Origin of the sequence: Conexibacter stalactiti (genome assembly GCF_033542075.1) — a bacterium.
In the GTDB taxonomy this organism is placed as follows: domain Bacteria; phylum Actinomycetota; class Thermoleophilia; order Solirubrobacterales; family Solirubrobacteraceae; genus Conexibacter; species Conexibacter stalactiti.
Genome location: NZ_JAWSTH010000005.1, coordinates 34,162 through 55,619, shown reverse-complemented (window position 1 = coordinate 55,619; position 21,458 = coordinate 34,162). Strand labels below are relative to the sequence as shown.

The 21,458-nt window shown below is 70.6% G+C and carries 20 protein-coding genes; 3 read left to right on the top strand and 17 right to left on the bottom strand.

The features are described from left to right. Positions 1-97: 97 nt before the first annotated feature. Positions 98-910: an IclR family transcriptional regulator gene (locus R7226_RS03735; protein ID WP_318595694.1), complete on the top strand. Its 813-nt coding sequence runs from the start codon at positions 98-100 to the stop codon at positions 908-910. A 45-nt stretch (positions 911-955) separates the two neighbouring features. On the opposite strand, the gene R7226_RS03730 is transcribed toward R7226_RS03735, so the two are convergent. The 9 genes from R7226_RS03730 to R7226_RS03690 form a co-directional block, all read right to left on the bottom strand. Then, a complete protein-coding gene (locus R7226_RS03730) occupies positions 956-1,768 on the bottom strand; it encodes an SDR family NAD(P)-dependent oxidoreductase (protein ID WP_318595693.1) in 813 nt (270 codons plus the stop codon). Then, positions 1,765-2,916 carry an LLM class flavin-dependent oxidoreductase gene (locus tag R7226_RS03725; RefSeq protein ID WP_318595692.1) on the bottom strand — a complete coding sequence of 384 codons (1,152 nt, stop codon included), beginning with the start codon at positions 2,914-2,916 and terminating at the stop codon, positions 1,765-1,767. The genes R7226_RS03730 and R7226_RS03725 overlap by 4 nt, the downstream gene beginning before the upstream one ends. 5 nt (positions 2,917-2,921) lie before the next feature. Then, positions 2,922-3,830 (bottom strand): alpha/beta hydrolase, encoded by a 909-nt coding sequence (locus tag R7226_RS03720; protein ID WP_318595691.1) that lies wholly within the window; start codon positions 3,828-3,830, stop codon positions 2,922-2,924. Next, positions 3,823-4,755: an alpha/beta fold hydrolase gene (locus R7226_RS03715; RefSeq protein ID WP_318595690.1), complete on the bottom strand. Its 933-nt coding sequence runs from the start codon at positions 4,753-4,755 to the stop codon at positions 3,823-3,825. The genes R7226_RS03720 and R7226_RS03715 overlap by 8 nt, the downstream gene beginning before the upstream one ends. Beyond that, a complete protein-coding gene (locus R7226_RS03710) occupies positions 4,752-5,624 on the bottom strand; it encodes a polysaccharide deacetylase family protein (protein ID WP_318595689.1) in 873 nt (290 codons plus the stop codon). The genes R7226_RS03715 and R7226_RS03710 overlap by 4 nt, the downstream gene beginning before the upstream one ends. Before the next feature lie 18 nt (positions 5,625-5,642). Further along, positions 5,643-6,698 carry an ABC transporter permease gene (locus R7226_RS03705; RefSeq protein ID WP_318595688.1) on the bottom strand — a complete coding sequence of 352 codons (1,056 nt, stop codon included), beginning with the start codon at positions 6,696-6,698 and terminating at the stop codon, positions 5,643-5,645. Continuing rightward, entirely contained in the window at positions 6,695-8,224 is a 1,530-nt protein-coding gene (locus tag R7226_RS03700) for a sugar ABC transporter ATP-binding protein (RefSeq protein ID WP_318595687.1), read from the bottom strand. Before R7226_RS03700 ends, R7226_RS03705 begins: the two co-directional genes overlap by 4 nt. Before the next feature lie 31 nt (positions 8,225-8,255). Next, positions 8,256-9,353 carry a sugar ABC transporter substrate-binding protein gene (locus tag R7226_RS03695; protein ID WP_318595686.1) on the bottom strand — a complete coding sequence of 366 codons (1,098 nt, stop codon included), beginning with the start codon at positions 9,351-9,353 and terminating at the stop codon, positions 8,256-8,258. A 229-nt stretch (positions 9,354-9,582) separates the two neighbouring features. Continuing rightward, complete coding sequence (locus R7226_RS03690) at positions 9,583-10,500, bottom strand: substrate-binding domain-containing protein (RefSeq protein WP_318595685.1); 918 nt, start codon at positions 10,498-10,500, stop codon at positions 9,583-9,585. A 134-nt stretch (positions 10,501-10,634) separates the two neighbouring features. Here R7226_RS03690 and R7226_RS03685 point away from each other — a divergent pair, with 134 nt between their 5' ends. Further along, complete coding sequence (locus tag R7226_RS03685; RefSeq protein WP_318595684.1) at positions 10,635-11,417, top strand: IclR family transcriptional regulator; 783 nt, start codon at positions 10,635-10,637, stop codon at positions 11,415-11,417. A 20-nt stretch (positions 11,418-11,437) separates the two neighbouring features. Here R7226_RS03685 and R7226_RS03680 read toward each other — a convergent pair whose 3' ends face one another. The 5 genes from R7226_RS03680 to R7226_RS03660 all read right to left on the bottom strand — a co-directional run bounded on the left by R7226_RS03680 (position 11,438) and on the right by R7226_RS03660 (position 17,343). Then, entirely contained in the window at positions 11,438-12,502 is a 1,065-nt protein-coding gene (locus R7226_RS03680) for an LLM class flavin-dependent oxidoreductase (RefSeq protein WP_318595683.1), read from the bottom strand. A 2-nt stretch (positions 12,503-12,504) separates the two neighbouring features. Next, the gene (locus R7226_RS03675) at positions 12,505-13,155 is read right to left on the bottom strand and encodes an isochorismatase family protein (RefSeq protein WP_318595682.1); all 651 of its coding nucleotides are present in this window, start codon (positions 13,153-13,155) and stop codon (positions 12,505-12,507) included. Beyond that, positions 13,152-14,069, bottom strand: a complete 918-nt coding sequence (locus tag R7226_RS03670) for a polysaccharide deacetylase family protein (RefSeq protein WP_318595681.1) — start codon at positions 14,067-14,069, stop codon at positions 13,152-13,154. The genes R7226_RS03675 and R7226_RS03670 overlap by 4 nt, the downstream gene beginning before the upstream one ends. Before the next feature lie 427 nt (positions 14,070-14,496). After that, a complete protein-coding gene (locus tag R7226_RS03665; RefSeq protein ID WP_318595680.1) occupies positions 14,497-14,877 on the bottom strand; it encodes a L,D-transpeptidase in 381 nt (126 codons plus the stop codon). A 291-nt stretch (positions 14,878-15,168) separates the two neighbouring features. Continuing rightward, positions 15,169-17,343, bottom strand: a complete 2,175-nt coding sequence (locus R7226_RS03660; RefSeq protein WP_318595679.1) for an MMPL family transporter — start codon at positions 17,341-17,343, stop codon at positions 15,169-15,171. A gap of 186 nt (positions 17,344-17,529) precedes the next feature. On the opposite strand from R7226_RS03660, the gene R7226_RS03655 reads away from it, so the two are divergent. Then, positions 17,530-18,132: a TetR/AcrR family transcriptional regulator gene (locus R7226_RS03655; protein WP_318595678.1), complete on the top strand. Its 603-nt coding sequence runs from the start codon at positions 17,530-17,532 to the stop codon at positions 18,130-18,132. Positions 18,133-18,331: 199 nt separating this feature from the next. Here the strand turns inward: R7226_RS03655 and R7226_RS03650 are convergent, their stop codons facing one another. Genes R7226_RS03650 through R7226_RS03640 form a run of 3 tightly spaced genes read right to left on the bottom strand, consistent with a single transcriptional unit; the run spans position 18,332 to position 21,267 of the window. Further along, complete coding sequence (locus tag R7226_RS03650) at positions 18,332-18,625, bottom strand: helix-turn-helix domain-containing protein (RefSeq protein WP_318595677.1); 294 nt, start codon at positions 18,623-18,625, stop codon at positions 18,332-18,334. Positions 18,626-18,679: 54 nt separating this feature from the next. Further along, a complete protein-coding gene (locus tag R7226_RS03645; protein ID WP_318595676.1) occupies positions 18,680-20,269 on the bottom strand; it encodes a recombinase family protein in 1,590 nt (529 codons plus the stop codon). Further along, positions 20,269-21,267: a replication-relaxation family protein gene (locus R7226_RS03640; RefSeq protein ID WP_318595675.1), complete on the bottom strand. Its 999-nt coding sequence runs from the start codon at positions 21,265-21,267 to the stop codon at positions 20,269-20,271. The genes R7226_RS03645 and R7226_RS03640 overlap by 1 nt, the downstream gene beginning before the upstream one ends. Positions 21,268-21,458 lie beyond the last annotated feature (191 nt).

Genomic DNA, 21,458 nt, shown 5'->3' with positions numbered 1-21,458 from the left:
GTCCGCAGATCTGTCAACGACTCCGCGCAATGCCGTTCTTTGATCCACACAACCATCGAGGTGCGCGTCGCCGCCCGGCCGGCTATCGTGCGACCCCGTGAGCACTGCCGCGGCCAACCCCAATCCCCGCCCGTCGCATCCGATCGCGTCGGTCGACAACGCCCTGACGCTGCTGGCGATGGTCGGCCAGCAGGACTCGATCCGCATCTCGGAGGCCAGCCGCGCGCTCGGCGTCGTGCCGTCGACCGCCTCGCGGCTGATGGCCATGCTGCAATACCACGACCTCGTCGTGCACGATCCCGAGACGCGCGCCTACCGTGCCGGGCCCGCCTTGATGCGCATCGGCCTCAACGTCGTCGAACGGATGGACGTCCGCCGCATCGTGCGGCCGTTCCTCGAGCGACTCGCGCAGGAGCTCGACGAGACGATCCACTTCCTCGTGCTCGACGGGACGTCAGTGATGTTCGTCGACGGCGTCGAGAGCCGACGCGCGGTCCGCACGACGCGACGCAACGGAGAGGTGCGGCCCGCGCACTGCACGTCGGGCGGCAAGGCGATGCTGGCCACGCTCTCGCGCGACGAGCTGCACCGCCGCTACCCCGACGACCGGGTCTCGCCATGCACGCCCAGATCGGTGACCTCGCGCGGTCAGCTCGAGCGCGAACTCGCGGCCGTCGACAGAAGGGGCTACGCGACCAGCGTGCAGGAGAGCGAGCCCGACATCGCGGCGCTCGGCGCCGCGATCAAATCACCCTCCGGCGCGCTGATCGGCGCCTTCAGCGTCTCGCTGCCGATGACGCGATACAGCCGCGCTACGTTCGCCGCTATGGTCGACCCGCTGCTCGCGACCGCTCGTGACGCCAGTGAGCAGCTCGCCTTCGCGGAGCTGCTCGAGGCCAAGCGCGGCTGATGCGCGCGGGGCCGGCGCGCACGATGCCGACCCCGCCGCCACCGGTCAGCGCGGCATCGCCACGCTGACCGCGCCACCGTCGACGGTGAGCGTCTCGCCGGTCACCCACGCCGACTCGTCGCAGGCGAAGTAGAGCGCGGCGAAGGCGACGTCCGCCGGGCGTCCGACGCGGCCCAAGGGCAGCCGCGCGCCGATCCGCTCGCGTGCGCCCGGCTGGTCGAGGATGAAACTCGTGACCGGCGCGTCGATGAAGCCCGGCAGCACCGCGTTGGCGCGGATTCCGTAGGACGCGCCCTCGGCGGCGACCTGACGCGTCAGGCCGAGCAGCCCCGCCTTCGCCGCGCTGTGCCCAGTCGACGAGCCTGGCCCCGACTCCGGCAGCGGCAAGCCGCGCAATGCCGCCGTCGAGGAGGTGTTGACGATGCTCGATCCGCCGCCCTGGCGCACCAGGTGCGGCCAGGCCGCCTCGATCGTCGCGAAGACGAGGTCGAGCTCGCCGCGGATCGTCGTCTGCCACGCCTCCCACATGTCGGCGTCGCCGAGGCGGCGCATGACGGCATGCGAGGCGTTGTTGTACAGCACGTCGATGCGGCCGAAGCGCGCGACGCCCTCCTCGATCCAGCGCCGTGCCCCGCCTTCCGCGGTCAGGTCCAGCGGATGCAGCGACGCCGCTCTGCCGCCGGCGGCGACGATCCGGTCGACCGTCTCCTGGGCGCCCTCCGCCCTCAGGTCGCATCCCCACACGGTCGCGCCCTCTCGCGCGAACAGCTCGGCGGCGGCGCGCCCCTGACCGCCGCCCGTACCGGTGATGAAGGCCACGCGCCCTTCGAGGCGCCGGCTCGTGCCCGGCCCGCTCACGCGACCGCTCCGAGCGGTGCTGCCGCTGGCGCGAGCCTGGCGTCGAGGTCGAGCTGGGGCAGCAGCAGGTCGGCCACCCGGTATGCCTCCTCGTGGAAGGGCGGAGCCCAGATGATGAAGCGATCGATGCCGGCGATCGTCTGGATCTCCCGCATCCGCTCGGCTACCTGCCGCGGGTCGCCGATCAGCATCGAGTTGGGCGCCGCCAGCAGCCGGCGCAGATCGATGCCGGCGCGGTCGATCGGCCCGTTCCACATGTTCGGGTAGAACTCGAGGTCCCGGGCCGCGAGCATGCGACCGTCCTCGATCGCCTCGATGCAACGACGTTCGCGCGCGTCGGCCGTGGCCGGATCCGCCGCGAGCGCCGCCTGCCAGCCCTTCGACGCCTTGATCTCGTCGATCGAGACGTGCGCGAGCTTGCGCTCGGCCTCGGCCCACGCCTCGTCCTCGGTCTCGCGCACGAGCACGCCGATCGAGACGCCGAAGCTCGGCACCGGGCGCCCGAGCTGCCGAGCGATCTCGGCCGCGAGGGCAGTCCGCTGAGCCAGCTCGGTGGGCGTGCCGACGGCGGCGAGATAGGTGTCGACGAGCGGCACGACCGCCTGCAGGCCCTCCGGCGAGCCCGCCGCGCCCCACAGGGGCGGGTGCGGCGTCTGCCGGGGTTCCAGGCTCAGGAACGTCTCCGGGCGCTCGATCGGAAACAGCTCGCTGGCCGGCGGCTGCTGCCCGGCGTAGAGCGTGCGGAAGGCGTTCCAGTAGTCGCTCAGCATCCGATAGCGCTGGTCCTTCTCCAGGTGCAGGCCGTGCGCCGCCATCGTCACCGGGTTGCTGCCGACGACGTTGATCATCAGCCGCCCGTCTGAGACGTGGTCGAGGCTGAGCGCGGCGAGCGCGAGCTGCGTCGGCGTCATTACACCCGGATACGCGGCGATCAGAAAGCGCATCCGCTCGGTCACCGGCGCGATCGACGCCGCCATCGTCCACGGGTCGAACGTGCCCGGCAGGCCGATCGCCATCAGCGCACCCGAGAACGGCAGTGTGTCGACGGCCTCCGCGACCTGCCGGACGCGGCGGTGGTCGGGCCGCCAGCGGCCCGACCTGCGCCACGGGTGCGGGCCGTCGTACTCGCCGCCCAGAGTCCAGAGCACCTCCATCAGGCCACCTCCACCCTCACGGCGCGGCGGATCGCGGACCCGACGGTGCGCGCCACCCGGTCGGGCTGGTCGACGTGCGGGAAGTGCCCGCAGCGGTCGATCAGGTGGAAGCCGACCGGCGCCGGCCCCTCGCCGACGATGTCGTTGAGCACGGCGGCGTGCTGGATCTCGGCCGTCGGGTCCTCAGCGCCCCATACGAGCGTCAACGGGACCGCGTACCCGACCTCGCGGCAGTAGGCGTAGAAGGCGTCCATCGCCCCGTACGCCGACGCGGTGATCTCAGACCTCGCACCGTCCAGCTCCAGCCGCGCGACCGCGCCACGGTGCGCGGCGCCGCGCGCGTGCTCCACGCAGGCGTCGAGCAGCTCGCGCTCGCCGCGCTCGGCCGAGAAGCACAGCCGGTCCAGCGCCCAGCGCTGCGAGCGACGGCTCCAGCGCGGTGCCGGCGGATGCAGCAGCGCGATGTTGTCGAGGCCGTCGCTGGTCGGCGCTGCGGCGACCGGCGCCAGCAGCGCGCACGACGCGACCGCGACGCCGAGATGCTCGTCGCGAGCGAGCGCGAGCGTCGCCAGCGACGCGTCGCCATGCCCGACCAGGTGCAGTTCGTTCGGCGCGAGCGCCGCGATCAGCTCACGCGCGAAGGCGATCGTCCCGCCGACGGTCAGGTCCTCGACCGACCTCGCGGGCGTCCCGCCGGCGCCGGGCAGATCCGGCGCGACGACGCGGTGCCCGTCGAGGTCGAGCCGCTCCAACAGCCCGCGCAGCGTGTCCGCCGAGGCGGCGAACGACGACAAGCCGGGCGTTCCGCCGTGCAGGACGAGCACGAGGCGCGACCCCGTCCCGGTCTCCAGCGCGCGCACGTCGCGGTCGCCGACGCGGAGCCGCAGCTCCCGGATCTCGTCAGGCATCCTTCTCCACCTCCGCGACGAAGTCGCGCACCGTGTCGTCGAACCACTGTGGGTGCTCCCGGTAGGGGAAGTGCCCGCTCTTGTCGACGACGCTCAGCGTGACGGGCGTCCCCTTGCCCGCCACGATGTCGAACAGGTCGAAGCCGAGCTTGACCGGAACCGTCCGGTCCGTCCGCCCCCAGACGATCTGCGTCGGCCGCTGCAGCCGGCCCTCCTCCAGCCAGCGCAGCGTCTCGCGCTTGTCGGCCGCCAAGCCCGGTCGAAAGAAGCGTTCGAGCAGCCGCTGCCTGGTGATGCGCTCCAGCATCCTCCGGTAGGGCTCGTCGGCCATGTGGTCGACGAACGGCGCCATCCACTCCTCCGTGACGTGCTCTGTCCCGTAGCTGTAGCGCTCGTGCACCCAGAGCATGCCCTCCATGCCGTACGGCGAGTGAGGGTTGCCCGACAGCGCGACGGCGTTCATCGGGACGCCGGGACCGAGCGTCCCGGACGTCACGATCGTCAGCGACCGCACGAGGTCCTGGCGCAGCAGCGTCGCGCGGGTCGTGAGGAAGCCGCCGCGCGAGTGCCCGATCAGATGGACGGGCTCGAGCTCGAGCGCCTCCAGGAAGCCGATCAGGTGCGCGACGTTGAACGCCATCGTGAAGTCCTCGTCGCGCTCCGGTGCCGAGCTGTACCCGTTGCCGGGGCGGTCGTAGACGATCACGCGCGCGAATCTCGACAGGCGCTGGAAGGTCTCGCTCCAGACCATCGCGCAGACGCCGCCGCCGGAGGTCGGCGGACCGGCGTTGCCGCCGTAGACGAGCACGATCGTCGGCCCGCTCCCCCGGTCGGCGTACCACGTTCTGATCCCGTCGACGTCAATCCACTGCGCCGGGCCGAAGCCGGGGTAGGTCGGCACGTCGACCGTCGCCTGCGCGCTCATCGCCGATACCCCTGCTCGACCGTCCAGCGCGCGATCTCGTCGCCGCGCGCGAACCAGACGTCGGCGTGGCCCTTCGCGTAGCGGATCAGCTCGCGGACGGTCGGGACCATCGTCGGGCGCCCCGCGCCGTGCGCGTGGAGCACGAGCCCGAGCGTGTTGGGCCGTCCCTCGACCGCTTCGTGGTAGACCGCGTCGAACGTGCGCTTGAAGCTGTCGGCCAAGACTGCGGGCCCGTGGCCGGGCAGGATCCACTGCAGCAGGTCGTTGGCGTTGAGATCGACGCTGGGGACGACGACCATCGAGCGCTCGCCGACCTCCTTGACGAACGGCAGGTCGTCGCTCGCGTCATCGCCCGTGTAGAGGATGCCGGCGTCGAGCAGCAGCTCGTCGGAGTCGGGCGAGCCCATCTTGCCGGGACTGGTCCAGCCGACCGGACGCTGGCCGCCGGCGCGTTCGATCGCGTCGAGCGTCTCGGCGATCATCCGCCGCTCGTCGTCGCCGCCCGGGAGGAAGACGTCGTTGGCCCAGCCGTGTCCGACGAGTTCGTGGCCGGCGTCGGCGATCGCTCTGACGACGTGCGGATGACGTGCGGCGGCGAGGCCGTTGGTCGGCACGCTGACCGAGATGTCCTCCTCGGCGAACAGACGCAGGAGGCGCCACGCGCCGGCGTGGGCGCCGTACTCGCCGTAGGACTGGGAGAAGCCGTTGACGGCGTTGGGCGACGGCGCGGTCGCGAACTGCGACTGGCGCTCGAACGACTCGAAGGCGAGGATCACCTGGACGGCGACCTTCGCCTCACCGGGCCAGCGGACGGTGCGCCAGGCCTCGGAGTAGCGTGCCGTCGTCTCCGACGGCGCGGTGGTTGACATCGGGTGGTCTCCTGAGTATCAGGGGTGGGAAACGGTCTGCGCGCGACGGGTTCGCAGCTGGCGCCTCACGCCACCGCGCGCCGAGATGCGGTCGCCGAGCACGGCGCCCATCAGGATCAGGCCGGTGACGACCTGCTGCCAGAAGCTCTGCACGCCGGCGATGCTGAGGCCGTTCTGCAGGATCCCGATGAAGAGGACCCCCAGCGCGGTCCCGCCGACGCCGCCCAGCCCGCCGGCCAACGCGGTGCCGCCGAGCAGAACCGCGGCCGCCGCCTGCAGGGGCAGGTCGACGTTCACCTGGGCCGAGGCGGCGCCGACGCGACCGACCGCGATCACCCCGCCCAGCGCCGCGCACGCTCCGACCGTGGCATAGACGATCACGATCGTGCGGACGGCCGGGATGCCGGACAGGCGAGCGGCCGTGAGGCTGCCGCCGACGGCGTACACGTCGCGTCCGAAGTACGTCCGGTGCTGCACGAAGAGCGCGACGAGGAAGATCACGATCATGATCCAGATCGCCGTCGGCAGCCCGAGCGTCTCCTCGACGCCGATGCGGCTGATCAGCGGGGAGATCACGACCTCCGAGTGCGTTCCGGACCAGAGGTTCACGACGCCAGTCAGCGCCGTCATCGTCGCGAGCGTGACGACGAAGAAGGAGAGGCCGAGGCGGCCGATCATGTAGCCGTTGAAGAGGCCACCGATCAGCGCGCCGAGCACGATCGCGAGCACCACGGCGACCCCGTCGGGCACGCCGGCGCCCAGCAGTCTCGCGACGAAGATGCCCGACAGCGCGGCGACCGCGCCGACCGACAGGTCGAAGCCGCCGACGATCGTCACGAACGTCATGCCCATGCTGACGACCCAGAGGATCGCGATGCCGGTCAGCAGGTTCTTCACGTTCGCCTCGTTGAGGAAGCTGCCCTGCGTCATCGAGAAGAACGCGAAGAGCGCGATCACGAGGAACAGGACCGGGCGGAAGTTGCGGGTCCGCGCCCAGGCGGACGCGAGCGGCGAGGCGGCGGCGCGCCGCTCGGCCCCGCGCTCGCCGTCTTCGGTCACGACGTTGGTGCTCACAGGTGGCCTCCGGCATAGCGTCCAAGCACGGCCTCCGAGGCGTCGGCGGCCGCGACGGAAGCGACGACGCTTCCGCGGAACATCACAAGGATTCGATCGCAGAGCTCGAGCAGCTCCGGGTTGTCCGATGAGCTCACCAGCAGCGCGACGCCGTCGTCGGCGGCCGCGCGCAGCAGCTCGTGAATGTCGGCTTTGGAGTTGACGTCGACGCCGCGCGTCGGCTCGTCGAGCAGCAGCACACGCGAGCCGGCGGCGATCCACTTGCCGAGCGCGACCTTCTGCTGGTTGCCGCCGCTCAGCGTCGCGACGGCCACGTCCGGGGATGAGGCGCGGATCTGCATCCGCTCCATCACGGTCGCGACGGCCACGTCGCAGGCGGGGTCACGCGGCGAACGCAAGCGCCCCGCACTGGAGGTCATCGCCATCGTGATGTTCTCGCGCACGCTGCGGCGCAGCACGAGCCCCTGAACCTTGCGGTCCGGCGGCAGGTAGCCGACGCCGGCGGCGATCGCCTCGCGCGGCGTCGGCGCGCCGCGCGACGCGCCGCGGATGCGGACGTCGCCGGCCTCGATCGCGCGCACGCCGAAGATCGCCTCCAGCAGCTCGCTGCGACCGGCGCCGACGAGCCCGGCGATGCCGACGATCTCGCCGTCGGCGACGTCGAGGTCGACCGTCGCCGCGGCGCCGGCGACGCGCAGTCCGCGCACCTCCAGTGCCGGGGCGCGCTCGCGGTCGGCGCCGTCGCGCGCGACCAGGTCGCGGCGGGCCCCGGAGCTGCCGACCATCGCGTCGATCACACCGTCGACGTCGAAGTCGCTGATCGGGCCCGTCGCGGCCGTGAGTCCGTCGCGCAGCACCGTCAGCTCGTCGACGATCGCGAACATCTCGCCCAGGCGGTGCGAGACGAAGACGACCGACACGCCGGCGGCGCGCACGCCTCTCACCGCTCTGAAGAGCGACCCGACCTCGTCGTCGGTCAGCGAGCTGGTCGGCTCGTCGAGGATCAGGATGCGGGCGTCCATCGACAGCGCCCGCGCGATCTCGACCATCTGCTGCTGGTCCGGCGCGAGCTCGCCGGCGAGGCGTCCGGGTTCGATCTCGAGCGCGAGGCGCTCCAGCACGCCGGCAGCCCGCGACTCGGTCGCAGCCCAGTCGATCCCGGAGGCGCGCTTGACGGCGCGATGCCCCAGGAAGATGTTCTCGGCGACCGTCAGGTGCATCGCCAACGCGGTCTCCTGCGAGACCATCGCGATCCCGCGCTCGAGCGCGCCGGCCGGCGTGCGGAAGCTGACCGGCTCGCCGTCGATCAGCAGCTGTCCCTCGTTCAGGCTCAACTGCCCGGAGAGGATGCCCAGCAGCGTCGACTTGCCCGACCCGTTCTCCCCGATCAGGCCGTGGACGACGCCGGGTGCGCTGATCGTCAGGTTCGCGCCCCGCAGCGCTCTGACGCCACCGAACCGCTTCTTCGCGTCGCGGAGCTCGAGCAGTGGCGGGCTCGAGCTCGGCCGCTGGGCATGGACAGCCATCTGAACGTCCCTTCGCGTGCGGGGCCGGCGCTCAGCCGCCGAGCGCCTCGACCGAGCCGGCGTTGTCGCCGGTGACCAACGTCGGCTCCGGGACGATCTGCTCGGGCAGCGGCAGGTTCTGTCTGGTCAGCGCGTTGTAGGCGCCGCGGGCCATCTGGATGCCGACCTCGGGCGCGTTGAGCAGGACGGTTCCGGCGAGCTGCCCGGCCTCGACCATCTCGACCGCCGCGCTCTCGCCGCTGAAGCCGTAGACCCTGACGTCGGTTCTGCCGGCGGCACGCACGGTCGTCGCCGCGGTCTGCGCGGCGGGGTCGTTGAACGCGATGATCGCTCTCACGTCCGGGTGCCGGCTGAGGATCGTGTTGGTCGCGGTCGCAGCCGTTTCCGGGTTGGCGTCCTGCGCGTCGACGTTGCCGGCGAATCTCAGCCCGAAGCGCTCGCCCCACTCCCTGGCCTGGTCGACCGAGTAGCGCAGCAGCGGGACCGGCAGCGCCGTGCCGAGCGTGGCGAACTCGACGCTCGGCGTCTGGGCGGCAACGTCCTGCATCTGCAGGTACCGGCCTCTGTCGACGCCCTGGAGCACCGCGGAGAGGTAGCCCGGCATCAGCGGCTCGCCAGCGACGGGCGGCGTGTCCTGGCCGACGATCGGGATGCCGGCGGCGGTCGCCGCTCTCAGGCATGGCGTGAGCGCCGCCGGGTCGACCGCGTAGACCACCATCGCGTCGACTCTCTGGGCGACGAGCTGGTTGCACTGCGTGACCTGTCTGTCGACGTTGAGCCCGGCGTCGAGCACGGTCACGTCGGCGCCGAGGCGCTCCGCCTCAGCGACGCCGGACTCGACGACGGTGTGCACGAACTGGTTCGATGCGGCCGGCTCCAGCCAGCCGAGTCTGAACGTGAGGCCCTCCTCGACTCTGGGCTCGGCGTAGGCGTTGGCCAGCCTCGCCTCAGGACCGTCGTATGGCACGTCGCTCGACGCTGCCGCGGTGGTGGTGGTGCCCGCTGACGTCGTGGACGCCGCCGTCGAGTCGGCGCCGTCGTCTGAGCTGCCGCATCCGGCAAGGAGCGCAGCGGCCGCAATGGCGGCGACCACGCCGTGGAGGCGCGGCTTGCCAAGCAAGAGAGTCACGGACATACCTCGGCGTCGAGAGACAGATCTCCACGAATAGAACTCGTTTCTATTCGTGTTCGATCTTAGCCTCCGCATCCGCGCTGTCAAGGCAATCTCGCAACATAAGTCTGGTCTGCGCAACATCCGCAGGCGCGGACGCGCCACCTCGGACGAGGCGTGCTCCCGGCGTCGAATTGTGTTTGTCCCAATGTCTGAATTCACGACGCGGCGAGCCGCGCGGTCACCGTCACACCTTGTAGGTCGAGAGCACCGTCTCCGGGAAGAGGTCCTCCGGCGCCAGCCGCCTGGCAGCGACGCCCTGCTCGTGGCAGAAGCCCAGGAACGCGTCGATCGTCGGCCGGTTGGCCTCCAAGCCGTAGGGCCACGCGTCGGGTCCGCCGAACAGCTCACGCGCCTCCTGGAGCGCGTCGCCGGGCCACAGCAGCGGCGTGCGCGAGAGCCCCGGCTCACCGATCCGCTCCAGCGCGTTGCGCTTGGAGCGCTCGAACGCGCCCAGCAGGTTCATCGGCACCCAAGGATGCCGCTCGACGGTCTCGCCCCGCACCACGACGAGATGCATGATCGGGACGATCCCGGTGCGGGCGCCGTACTCCAGCTCGCGCACGCGATGGTCAGGGAACAGCCGGTCAACGGGCGCACCCGCCCCGAATCCGTCGGGCGGCCGGGCCGAGATGACGACGTCGAGGTCGCCCTCGCAGAGCATCTGCGTGAGGCTGCGGTCGGCGACCGGCGTGATCCGCACCCCGTCGGGCAGCGCCAGCCTGGCCTGCTCGTGGCGGCCCGGCTGGTTGACGCCGCCCTGGAACCATCGCGCCTGCGCGAGGTCGAGGCCGAATTCATGCATCAGCAGCGCCCGCGCGTACACACCCGCGGTCTGCGCCCATTCGGCGACGCCGATGCGCGCGCCCGCCAACGCATCGCTTCGGACGCCGGACCCGGCGCGCACGTAGATCGCCGAGTGCCGGAACACGCGCGAGGTGAAGACAGGCAGCGCGACGAGCGAACTGTCGCCGGCGGCGCGCATCGAGGCGTACTTGGCGAACGACAGCTCAGAGACGTCCCACTCGCGAAACGCGACGAAGCGGAAGAAGACCTCCTCCGGCGAAAGGTCGAGCGAGGTCAGCGCGACGCCCTCCACCTTCACTTTTCCGGAACAGAGATCCCGGACGTGATCGGAGTCGGCGATGGCGATGGTCAGAGGAATGTCGGGCATGTCACCTCGGTCTCGTAGAGATCTAATAGAAACGAGTTCTACTTCGCGCGTTTATAGTCCGCCGCATGACAGTCGCTCCGAAGATCCAATCGCTCGAGCGAGCGCTGAACGTGCTCGGGATGTTCGGGCCGCAGACACCGACGCTGTCGCTCAGCGAGATCGCCGAGGCGCTCGGCGCCTACCCCAGCACCACGCATCGCCTGCTGCTCACGCTCGAGGAGGCCAGCTTCCTGCGACGCGACGAGGCGACCAACCGCTACCAACTGGGTCCGCGGCTGCTGGAGCTCGCCGGGCACGTGCTCGCTCAGTACGACATGCGCGCGATCGCGGTGCCGCGCATGCGCGAGCTCGTCGACGCGGTCGGCGAGACCGCCGGCATGTGCTACTACGAGCGCGGCGAGATCGTCTTCATGGACACGATCCCGGGCACCCACCCGGTGATGATCACACTGCGTGTGGGCGGCCGCGCGCAGGCCCACTGCGCGGCCGGCGGTCGCGCGATCCTCGCGCATCTGCCGCACGAAGCCGAGCGCCTCGCGGCGACCGAGCTGGGGAAGTGCAGCGCCGGAGTGGACTTTCGTGGCAGACGTCTGCTCAGAGAGCTCGACGGCATCCGCGAGCGCGGGTTCTCCTATGACGAGGGCACCTATCTCGACGGCATCAACGCGGCCGCCGCGGCGATCCTCGACCACGAGGACCGGCCGGTCGCCGGGCTCGTCGTCACGGGTCCCGCCGTGCGGCTGCCCCGCAAGCGCCTGCTCGAGGTCGGCGTGATCGTCCGCACGGCGGCCGCCGACGTCTCGACCGAGCTGCGCAGCAAGGCGCGCGCCGTGACGACCGGCGACTGAGCGGACCGCCGGCTCCGACCTCACGCGCTCGGCGCCGTCGCGCCGGGCGCCGGCTCACCCAGCAGTGGCACCACGCGCTCGCCGAACGCCTGCAAATCGTCGACGTAGTCCGGGAACGCGAGCATGCACCCGGCCATCAGGTTCTCGTCGCGCAGCGCGCAGAGCTGCTCGGCGATCCGCTCGTAGGAACCGATCAACGGGGTCTGCCCCATGAACAGCGACTTCTCCACCTCGAGCGCACTGGCGGCCGCCCCGCCGGCGGCGTCCATGCTCATGTCGCGGCGCATCGTGGCGATCGCTGCGGTGTCGGCGCGCGCGAGCAGCTCGCGGTAGCGGCGCCGCGCGGCCTCCTCGGTCTCGGCCGCGACGATCATGAAGAGGGCGAGCGTCCTGACGTCCCGGCCGCTGGCGGCCGCTTCGGCGTCGAGCCTCTGCTTCATCTCGGGCAACTGCTCCGGCGAGCCGACGACGAAGTTGTAGTCGCCCAGCTCGGCGGTGAAGCGCATGCCGCGCTCGGAGCGCCCCGCGCACACGATCGGGATCCGGCGCGGCGGCAGCGGGAGACACTGCGCGTCGTCGAGCGTGAAGTACTCGCCCTTGAAGCTCGAGCGGCCGGTCTCCCACAGCTCCTGCAGGATCGTGACGTACTCCGTGGCGTAGTCGTAGCGCCGCGAGTAGTGCTGGTCGCCGGGCCACATCGACCACTGCGCGTACTCGGAGCGGTACCAGCCCGTGACGATGTTGAGCGCAAAGCGGCCCTCCGCGAGCTGGTCGACCGTCACCGCCTGGCGCGCCGTCAGCGCCGGGTGGATCGCCAGCACGGGCACCGAGGGGATCAGCGTGATCCGCTCGGTCTCGCGCGCGAGCCCGGCCATCAGCGTGAACGAGTCGAGCGCCTCGTTCCAGAACCCCATCTCACCACCGAAGCCCCGGTGCTTGACCATCGAGAGAGCGAACGCGAAGCCGAGCTGCTCGGCGCGCTTGGTGACGTCCAGGCTGAGCTCCCAGGTCGGGGGGCGCGTGGGGACGGCGGTCGTCATCGCGAACCCGCCGGTCGCGCTGGGAAGGAAGATGCCGAGGTCCATGGTCACTCCGTCTCTATGCTGGCGGCGCGCAGGGACGCGGCCGCCTCGGAAAGTCCGACGACGTCGGCGTACTTGAGCCGCATGTCCCAGATCGACTGCTCGTGTGCGGCGCGGTCGCGGTCGCCGATCGCCTCCTCGACGACGATCGGGCGGATGCCGTTCTGCAGCGCGTCGACGGCGCTCGCGCGGACGCAGCCGCTGGTCGTGCAGCCGGCGATCACGAGCGTGTCGACACGGGCGAAGACGAGGCGCGAGAGCAGGTCCGTGCCGAAGAACGCACTTGCGTACTTCTTGACGACGAGGTGGTCGTTCGGAGCGCGGTCCAGCCGCGCGTCCAGCTCGACGGCCGGCGTCCCGGACCGCAGCGTGGTGGCGCCGCCTGCCTTGATGCGCCAGAGCCCGGCGTCGGCGAGATCCGCCGCGTCGTAGGCGACGGTGGTGAAGAAGACGGGGACGCCGACGCCGTGAGCGGCGGCGAGCAGTTCATTCGTCGCTGCGATCTGCGGTCCAAGCTCTGCCCCCAACGGCTGCGACGGATCCGTGAAGCCGTTGATGAGGTCGATCACCAGGAGGCCAGGTCGCTGGCCGAAGCCCAGCGTGAGACCGAAGCCGCGCTCCTGCAGTCGGGTCGGCAGCGCGCCGGAGCCGCTCATGCGCGCGCCGCCTTGCGGTCAGCCAGCGCGGCGGTCGCCGCGGCATGCGCCTCGTGTCCGAGGTACCAGTCGGCGATCTCGTCGGTCGTCGCGAACCAGACGTCGTCGTGCGCGACGATCTGGCGCAACGCGCGCTCCAGGTACTTGTGGCGAAACGGCTGCCCGATCACGAAGGGATGCAGCCCGATCGCCATCACCGCTCCGGGCCGCCTGACGCTCTGCGCGCGCATGACCTCGAACTGGTCGAGCAGGATCCGCTCGAAGTCGGGACCGGTCAGGCATCTGTCGATGAAGATCGGGATGTCGTTGACCTCCGGCGAATAGGGCACCGAGATCATCGGCCCCGGTTCGATGTCCAGCGGGAAGGGCTGGTCGTCGCAGCACCAGTCGAGCAGGTAGCGGGCGCCCAGCTCGGCGAGCAGCCTCGGCGTGTCGGGCGTCTCGGTGAAGGCCGGTCCGAGCCAGCCTCTCGGTGCTCGGCCCGTAGCCTCGGCGAGCGTGGCGAAGATCTCGCTGAGCGCGCGGCGCTCCTGCTCGAGCTCGATGTCGCTCCAGAAGCTCGAGTTGCTGATGCCGTGCGCGACCCAGCACCAGTTCCGCTCGACGCCGGCACGAACGATCTCGGGACGGCGGTGGCAGACGTCGCTGTTGATCAGCGCCGACGCCTTGATGCCGAGCTCGTCCAGCAGCTCAACGGTGCGCCACACGCCGACGCGGCTGCCGTAGTCGCGCCACGCGTGGTTGGCCGGATCCAGGGGGAGCCCGGCTGTCGGAGGGATCACGCTCGTCGCCGGCCTGCCCTCCTCGAACGTCTCGATGTTGAGGCCGACGTAGACCGCGAGCGACCGCCCGCCGGGCCATGTGAGCTCTGGCCGCTCGGTGATCGGCCAGTGGTCGATGAATGCAGGCGCCATGACAGTCCAATCCGCGCTTTCGACGCGTTGCCCTATAGCGATCTGGGCAAGATAGAAACGGTTTCTATTTCTGTCAAGGAAGGCGGCCGGACATCACTCGGCACCAACGCCTTCGGTCACCGCCTGCGCGATGCCAGCCTCGTCGTCGGCCCAAGTCCGCACCGCCGGCGCTGACGGCTTCATCTCCTGCGCGTCGGGTCGTGAGCCGCGGCGGCGCGACGCCAGCATTCGGCGTGGAGATCCACCTCGATCGGGAACGCGAAAGCTAAGCAGCGGCGGCGCAGACCGCGGGAGGCACTCCGGAAACTTGCCATCCACCATTTGGGCCCCTAAGAGCACCGGCCGCGTCGACGAGCGTGACGAGGGCGCGCGATCGCGACGCGCCCTGGGCCGCCGCCGTAGTCGTCGAGCACGTCGGAGCGGGCGGTCAAGTGCAGCGCCACGGGCCGATGAAGCCGCGCGGGTCGCGCTGCGGCGCCGCGAGCAGGACTGCGAACAGCCCGTGCGGCGTGGGTGTCGTCGGCGCGCCGACGACCGCTCCGAAGCGGCGCACCAGCTGGCCCGCGCGGTAGACGCTAACCGTCCCCGCGCGCGTGCGCACGTCGACCCACATGTCCGTGTGCCGCAGGCGCGCGACATCGGCCGGGATCCAGCCGCCGGCGGTGTTGGACCGGTCAGGGAGCCGGACCTTCAACCACGTTCGGCCCGGCTTCTCGCGCCGCTCGAGCAGGAGGCGGTTGCCGTCGCCGCCGAGCTCGCCGCCCGCGCCGCCACCGTCGGGCGCGCAGCTGATCCGCTCCGGCCGCACGGACAGCGCGACGGCGGTGCCCGGCGTCAGCTCCGCGGCCTCGACGACGCGCAGCTCGTGACCGCCGCAGCGCAGCTGAGCCGGACGTGCGAGGACCGGACCCAGCTGATCGCCGCGCCCCCTAGCGCGGGCTCGGTCTGTTCACGTGTTCGCAGCGACTGGAGCGTGCCGGGCGCCGGGATGGAGCCCTCTCATGAGCCCATCAACGACGACGTGCGGGGGATTCGAGCGTCGATCTGCGTCGACCATGAGCGCAGGTTCCAGACTCGGCGGGGGAAGGAGGCCGAGGGATCAGACGGGGGTCGGTTCGCGCTCCGCGGCCGGTCTGTCGACGTTCTCGACGAGGTGGCCTTCGAGCGAGACGTTGGGCATGATGCGGTCGAGCCAGCCGGGCAGCCACCAGGCGCGGTCGCCCATCAGCGTCACGACCGCCGGGGCGATCACGAGCCGCACGACGAGCACGTCGATCAGCACCGCGAGGCCGAGGCCGAGGCCCATCATCTTCGCGGTCACGTCGGGCTGGGTGACGAAGGCGAGGAAGACGGCGGCCATGATCAGGCCGGCGAAGAGGATCACCTTGCCGATCCGCGAGACGCCGTGGATGACGCTCGCGCGCGGCGCGTCGCCTTCGTTGTATGCCTCGTGGATCCGCGAGAGCAGGAAGACGTTGTAGTCCATGCTCAGGCCGAAGAGGATCGCGAAGATCATCACCGGGATGAACGAGACGATCGGGACGCCGGTGTCGGCGCCGATCAGGCTCGCGCCGATCCCCTCCTGGAAGACCGCGACGACGACGCCGTAGGCGGCCAGCACCGACAGCAGGTTGAAGACGGCCGAGACGAGCGGGATCAGCAGCGAGCGGAAGGCCGCCATCAGCAGCAGCACCGAGAGGCCGATCACCACCGCGATGAACAGCGGCAGGCGGCTGGCGACCTTCGCGGAGAAGTCCTCGAAGCCGGCCGTGTTGCCGCCGACGTAGACCTTCAGCGGCGTCTCGGCGGTGGCCGCCGGGATCGTCTCGTCGCGCATCTGCTCGAGCAGGTCGCTCGTCTTGGAGTCCTGCGGCGCGGTCGTCGGGATCGCGGTGATCGTCGCCATCTCGCCGTCCTCGGAGACCATCGCCGGCATCACCGCCGCGACGCCGGGCAGCTCGCCGACCGCCTGCTCCAGTCTCGTCAGCTGCGCTCTCGTCTGCGTGTCCCCTCTCGGGATGTCGACGGCGAGCAGGAACGGTCCGTTGGAGCCGGCGCCGAAGCCCTCGCTGAGCTTGTCGTACGCGATCCGCTGCGTTCTCGTGGTCGGCTGGTTGCCGTCGTCGGGCTGACCGAGCCGCATCTGCGTGACCGGGAAAGCGAACACCAGCAGCAGCACCACGCCGCCGGCGATCGACAGCCACGGCTTGCGCGTGACGAGCTCGCCCCAGCGGCTGAACGCCGGCGAGGGCTGCACATGCTCGGGCTTCTTCGGTCTCAGCCGCTTGGCGAAGGCGCCGATCATGATCGGCAGGATCGTGATCGCCGAGACGACGACGGCCGCGATGCCGATCGCCGCGCCGATGCCCATCTTGCCGATCATCGGGATGCCGATCACCAGCAGGCCGGCGATCGCGACCATCACGATCAGGCCGGCGGCGACGACCGAGGCGCCCGCGGTCGCCGCAGCCTTCGCGGAGGCGTCGCGGACGCTGTCGCCGGCGGCCGCCTGCTCGCGGTAGCGGCCGATGATCAGCAGCGCGTAGTCGATGCCGGCACCGAGGCCGAGCATCACCGCGATCGTCGACGCGAACGCCGGCAGCCCGAGCGGCTTGGCGAGCGCGGTCAGCAGGATCTGGCCGATCACGACGCCCAGCAGCGCGCCCAGCAGCGTCGCGCCCATCGCGGCCGCCGAGCGGAACAGCAGCGTCAGCAGGATGATCGCGATCGCGACGCCGATCAGCTCGCCGACCGGCGCCTCCTGCTCCTGCCCGAGGTCGACGACGATCCCGCGCATCGAGACGTCGACGCCGCCGGACTCCGCGCTGCGCGCGGCCTCCTCCAGCGCCTCCCCGTCCTCTCTCTCGACGTCGGTTGCCTCCACGTCGTAGCGGACCGAGACGTTCGCGATCCGCCCGTCTCTGGAGAGCGCGCCGCCGGCGCCGAAGGGATCGGCGACGGCCTCGACGTGGTCGAGGCCTCTGATCTGGCCGATCGCCTCCTCGATCGCGGCTCTGCGCTCGCCGTCGCTCAGCGTCCCGTCCTCGACGCTGAAGACGACGGTCGCGTCAGCACCGGCGAAGGCGGGGCTGTGCGCCTTGAAGAGGTCGAGCGCCTGCTGCGTCTCGGTGCCCGGGATCCCGAAGTCGTCCGCCGCTCTGCCGCCGGTGCCAGCCGCGACGCCGAGCAGCGCCACGACGACGAGCGCAGCGACGAGGCTGCGCTTCCAATGGTGGGTGAGCGCACGCGCGATGCGTGCGAGGAGTGCGGACATGAAGGCTCCGTCGAGTCGAGCGGCTGGCGAGAACTCGCCAAACACTACAGCGTCTTGCATTTTTTCCAAGACTGCGTATCTGCTTGTTCACGCGAAAGTGCTTCGTCTTGCAGGTCTGTTAGGGTCAGTGGGCATGGAGACCCGCGCGCCGCGACCGCCGCGTCAGCACAGCGAAAGCCCGCGCTCGTGAGCACGACCGCCCCGGGCCTGCGCGAGCGCAAGAAGGCGAGAACGCGCGCCGCGATCGTCCGAGCCACGCTGGAGCTGACGCTCGAACACGGCTTCGCGGCGGCGACGATCCCCCAGATCGCCGAGCGCGCCGACGTCGCTCCGCGCACCGTCTCGCTCTACTTCCCGCACAAGGAGGAGATCGTCTTCGACGGCGCCGCCGAGTCCGTCGACCGCCTCGTGACGCACCTGACGGGCGGCAGCGGCGACCTCGTCGAGGGCCTCAGAGCATGGCTCGCCGACGAGGCCACGCGCACGACCGACGACGACCTCGAACTGCTGCGCCACCGCGCGGTGGTCGCCGACCGCGACCTGCGCATGCGCGACCGCCAGCTGATGGAGGCGGCCGAGGAGAAGATCGCCTCCGTCGTCGCCGACGAGCTCAGCGAGTCGCTGACCGGCATCGGTCCGCGCACGTTCGCGACCGCGATGGTCAGCGTGCTCACCGCCGTCCGCGACGTCTACGTCAGCACGCACGACAGCGCGACCGCCGAGCAGGAGCTCGACCGCGGGCTCGCCTTCCTCCAGGCCGGCCTCGACGCGCTCCGCCGCACCGGCTGACGCAGCCCACCGGCCTCGTTCCACCCTACGACAGCCGCGCGTGTCATCACTCGCGTCACGCTGTCGACCGCTTCGCATCATCGCTTCGCTCGCTCACCACGAGCTCCGAAGTGCCGGGTTCAGGATCCCCCCTCTGCCAGCCGAAGGACCTGCGTCCTCGACCAGTTGCGAGTCGAGTGCCGCCCGCGGTGACCTGGGCTCACTCAAGCGGCGCGCCCTGCTCATCCAGCGAGCGCGAGATTGCATCCGCTCGCTCACCGGCCCGTTCCCGACGCTCCTCGAATGCGAGCACCGTTGCGAGCGGGATCCGCCAGTAACTCGAGCCCGGCAACTTGCGCGCCTCCATCTCCCCCGCCTCGATCAACCGCACCACGTGCTGACGCGAGAAGCCGAGCCGATCAGCTGCCCGCTGCGGCGAGAGCAACTCCTGCTCCTCGGCGACGGTGACAGCAATCCGCTTGCCCTCGCCGAGCAGCCGCTCGATCTCCTCCACCACGAGGCTCACACCTTCACGCCCATCAGGATCGAGATGCAAAGTCCTCATACCTCAACCTGGCCTACCTGCACATGCACACAGCCGCGCTCGCACAACCGCCGGGACCGCGCACCGGATGGCAGCTGGCAGCGCGAAGGTCGTCGGTTCGAGCCCGACTAGCTCCACTTCAAAAGTCGCCGCGCAAACCATTTGCGCGGCGACTTTGTATCTGGGGAGGATTTCCGCCCGGCTGTTGACCTGGAGGTCCTCGATCAGCAGGCGCAGCAGCGCCTTGGTTTCCTCCGGTTTCGCGGCCCTCAGCGTCTCTTCGAGGTGGTCGGCGACGGCGCGGAGCTGTCTGGCGTCCGGCGGTTCTTGGCTCGCGCCGTCGGCGAGATGGTAGGTCAGCTCGTCGTGTTGGTCGGTGAGCGTGTCGAGCTGGGATCGCAGCGCGGCGATGCGGCCGTCGAAGCGCCTGGGGTCGAGGTCGCCGGCCTCGAATGCCGAGTAGTACCGCTCGATCGCGCGCTCGGCTCTCTTGATCTCGGCGGCGATGCCGGCGCGGCGCGCGTCGATCTCGTCGCGCTCGCTGTCGTCGTGCGCGGCGGCCTGTTCGATTGCTTGTCTGATGAGGGTGCCGGTGCGGTAGGTGTCTGCGAGTTGGCGCAGGACGGCGTCCTCGAGCTTGTCCTTCGGCAGCCGGTCGCCGTCGCACGCTCTGCGACCGAGCTTCTGCCGGCCCGAGCACGCGTAGTAGTGGTAGGTGCCACCGTTGCCTCTCGCTGACATGCCGACGTAGGCGCGGTGGCAGCGACCACAGTTGATGACCCCGGTGAGGAGGAAGTCGCTGCGCTCCCCGACGCGGCGGGCGCAGTCCTCGCCGCGCTGCTTGAGCAACGCGCCCGCCCGCGCGAATGTCTCTTGGTCGATGAGGGGTTCATGGCGGCCGTCAAAGGTCTCCTCGCGCCAGTGGACGCGGCCGACGTACGCCTCGTTGGCGAGGATCGTCAGCACCTTCGCCGGCAGCCACGCTCTGCCGCGCGACGGCACGCCTTCGGCTGTGAGTTGTCGCGCGATCGACACGGACCCGAGCCGACCGGCAACGTAGAGGTCGAAGATCCGTCTCACGATCGGCGCCTCCCGCTCATCAGGCACGAGCGCCTTGTCTCTGGTGCGGGTGTAGCCGTACGGGATCCGGCCGTTGGGCCAGTAACCCTGCTTGGCACGGCGTTCGATGCCGGCGGTGATGCGATCGACGATCGTCGCGTGCTCGAACTCGGCAAAGACGCCGAGCATCTGCAACATCATCCGCCCCGCCGCCGACCCCGTATCGAACGGCTCCGTCGCCGACTTCAACACCACATCGAGGCCGTCCAGCTCCTCGGCGAGTTGCGCGAGCTGACGAACCTTCCGTGACAGCCGGTCGACGCGATAGACGAGCAGCAGATCGGCACCGCCGCGCCGCGCGAGATTCAGCGCGGCCTGCAGGCCCGGCCGGTCGAGTCTCGTGCCGGTCGAGCGGTCTTCGTGATGGGCGACGATCCGCCAGTCCTCCTGCACCGAACAGAACGCTTCCAGCCGTTCCCGCTGCGAGTGCAGCGAGGTCGGCTGATTCTCCTCATCCGTCGAGATCCGCGTGTACACAACGACGCGCACCTGCATCACCTCCGTGCAGTCAAGGGCGACAACCGCGCCCAGAACTCCGGGTTCTCCTTCCGCCACCGCCGCCCCAGACAGTCGGCGAGCGGCACTGGCTCCTCGCCGTCCGGGGGCGGCGTCAGGTCGACCAGCGCCAGAGGCGACCGCCGCGACTGATCGACCGACCGCCAGATCCGGCCCAGCGGCCCGGCATCGTCCAGCTCGCCGGTCGTCGTGACCAGCAGCGGCCAGTACTCCCAATGCTCCCGCACGAGATCCCACTCCGACGGCCGATCCGCGTCCACGAGCGCTCGACGCAGCGTCTCCACCCGTCGCTCAGACGGGACGACGAACAGAACGTTGGCGACGGTCCCGCCGCGCGCGTCATCCGACGCACGCCGGTAGCGATAGAGCTTCTCGCGCAGCACCGATCCCGACTCGGTCCCGCGATCCCATTCGAGCAGACACTCCACTCGCCCTGCCGGGGTCGAGAGCTGGACCCCGGCATCCGGGATCGGCTTCTCGCTGAGCCCGCCCGGAAGCACTCTGGCGACCGCGCCCGGACCGTGCCACCGCGCCACACCGGCACCGGGGGCCTTCAGCGTCGCCGCGACAAGACGGGTCACGAACCCGTTCACGCCGAGCCGGTGCGCGAGATGCCGATGGGCGCCCCAATCGCTGCGACGCTCCCAATGAAGCGCTCTGCGGTCCACGTCGAGGCACGCGGCGACAATATGAGCGCCCGCGTCGTCCAGCAGCCAGTGCGCCTGCGGCTTGCCCGCCCCTCGCGGAGCGGCCGGATAGAACCGATCGACCACACGGTGCCGGTACAGGAACAGCATCCGATCCTGCGCACGACGTACCGACGAGAAGAACAACACCGCGACCTGATCGGTCCGCAACACCCGCTGCTCAAACAGCGTCACCACGATCTCCCGATCACGATCCGTCAGATGCGCCGCCAACTCCCACACCTGCGCCTGCGTCACCCGCCCCGCACGCCCACGAAGAAGGGAAGACATCACGATCTCCTCCCTATTTCGGGACTTGTCGCTCTGACCGATCCCTTGCGACGACGGGCCATCCGGCCGCTCCGGCGTTGTCGGCCGGCGCCGTCGAAAGCGCCGGCCATACCGCCGCTCGAACCGCCGGCCAAACCGCGCCGCCGTCCGCCCGGCGCCACAGCACCGGCCAGCACGCGCGCGAGCAGCGC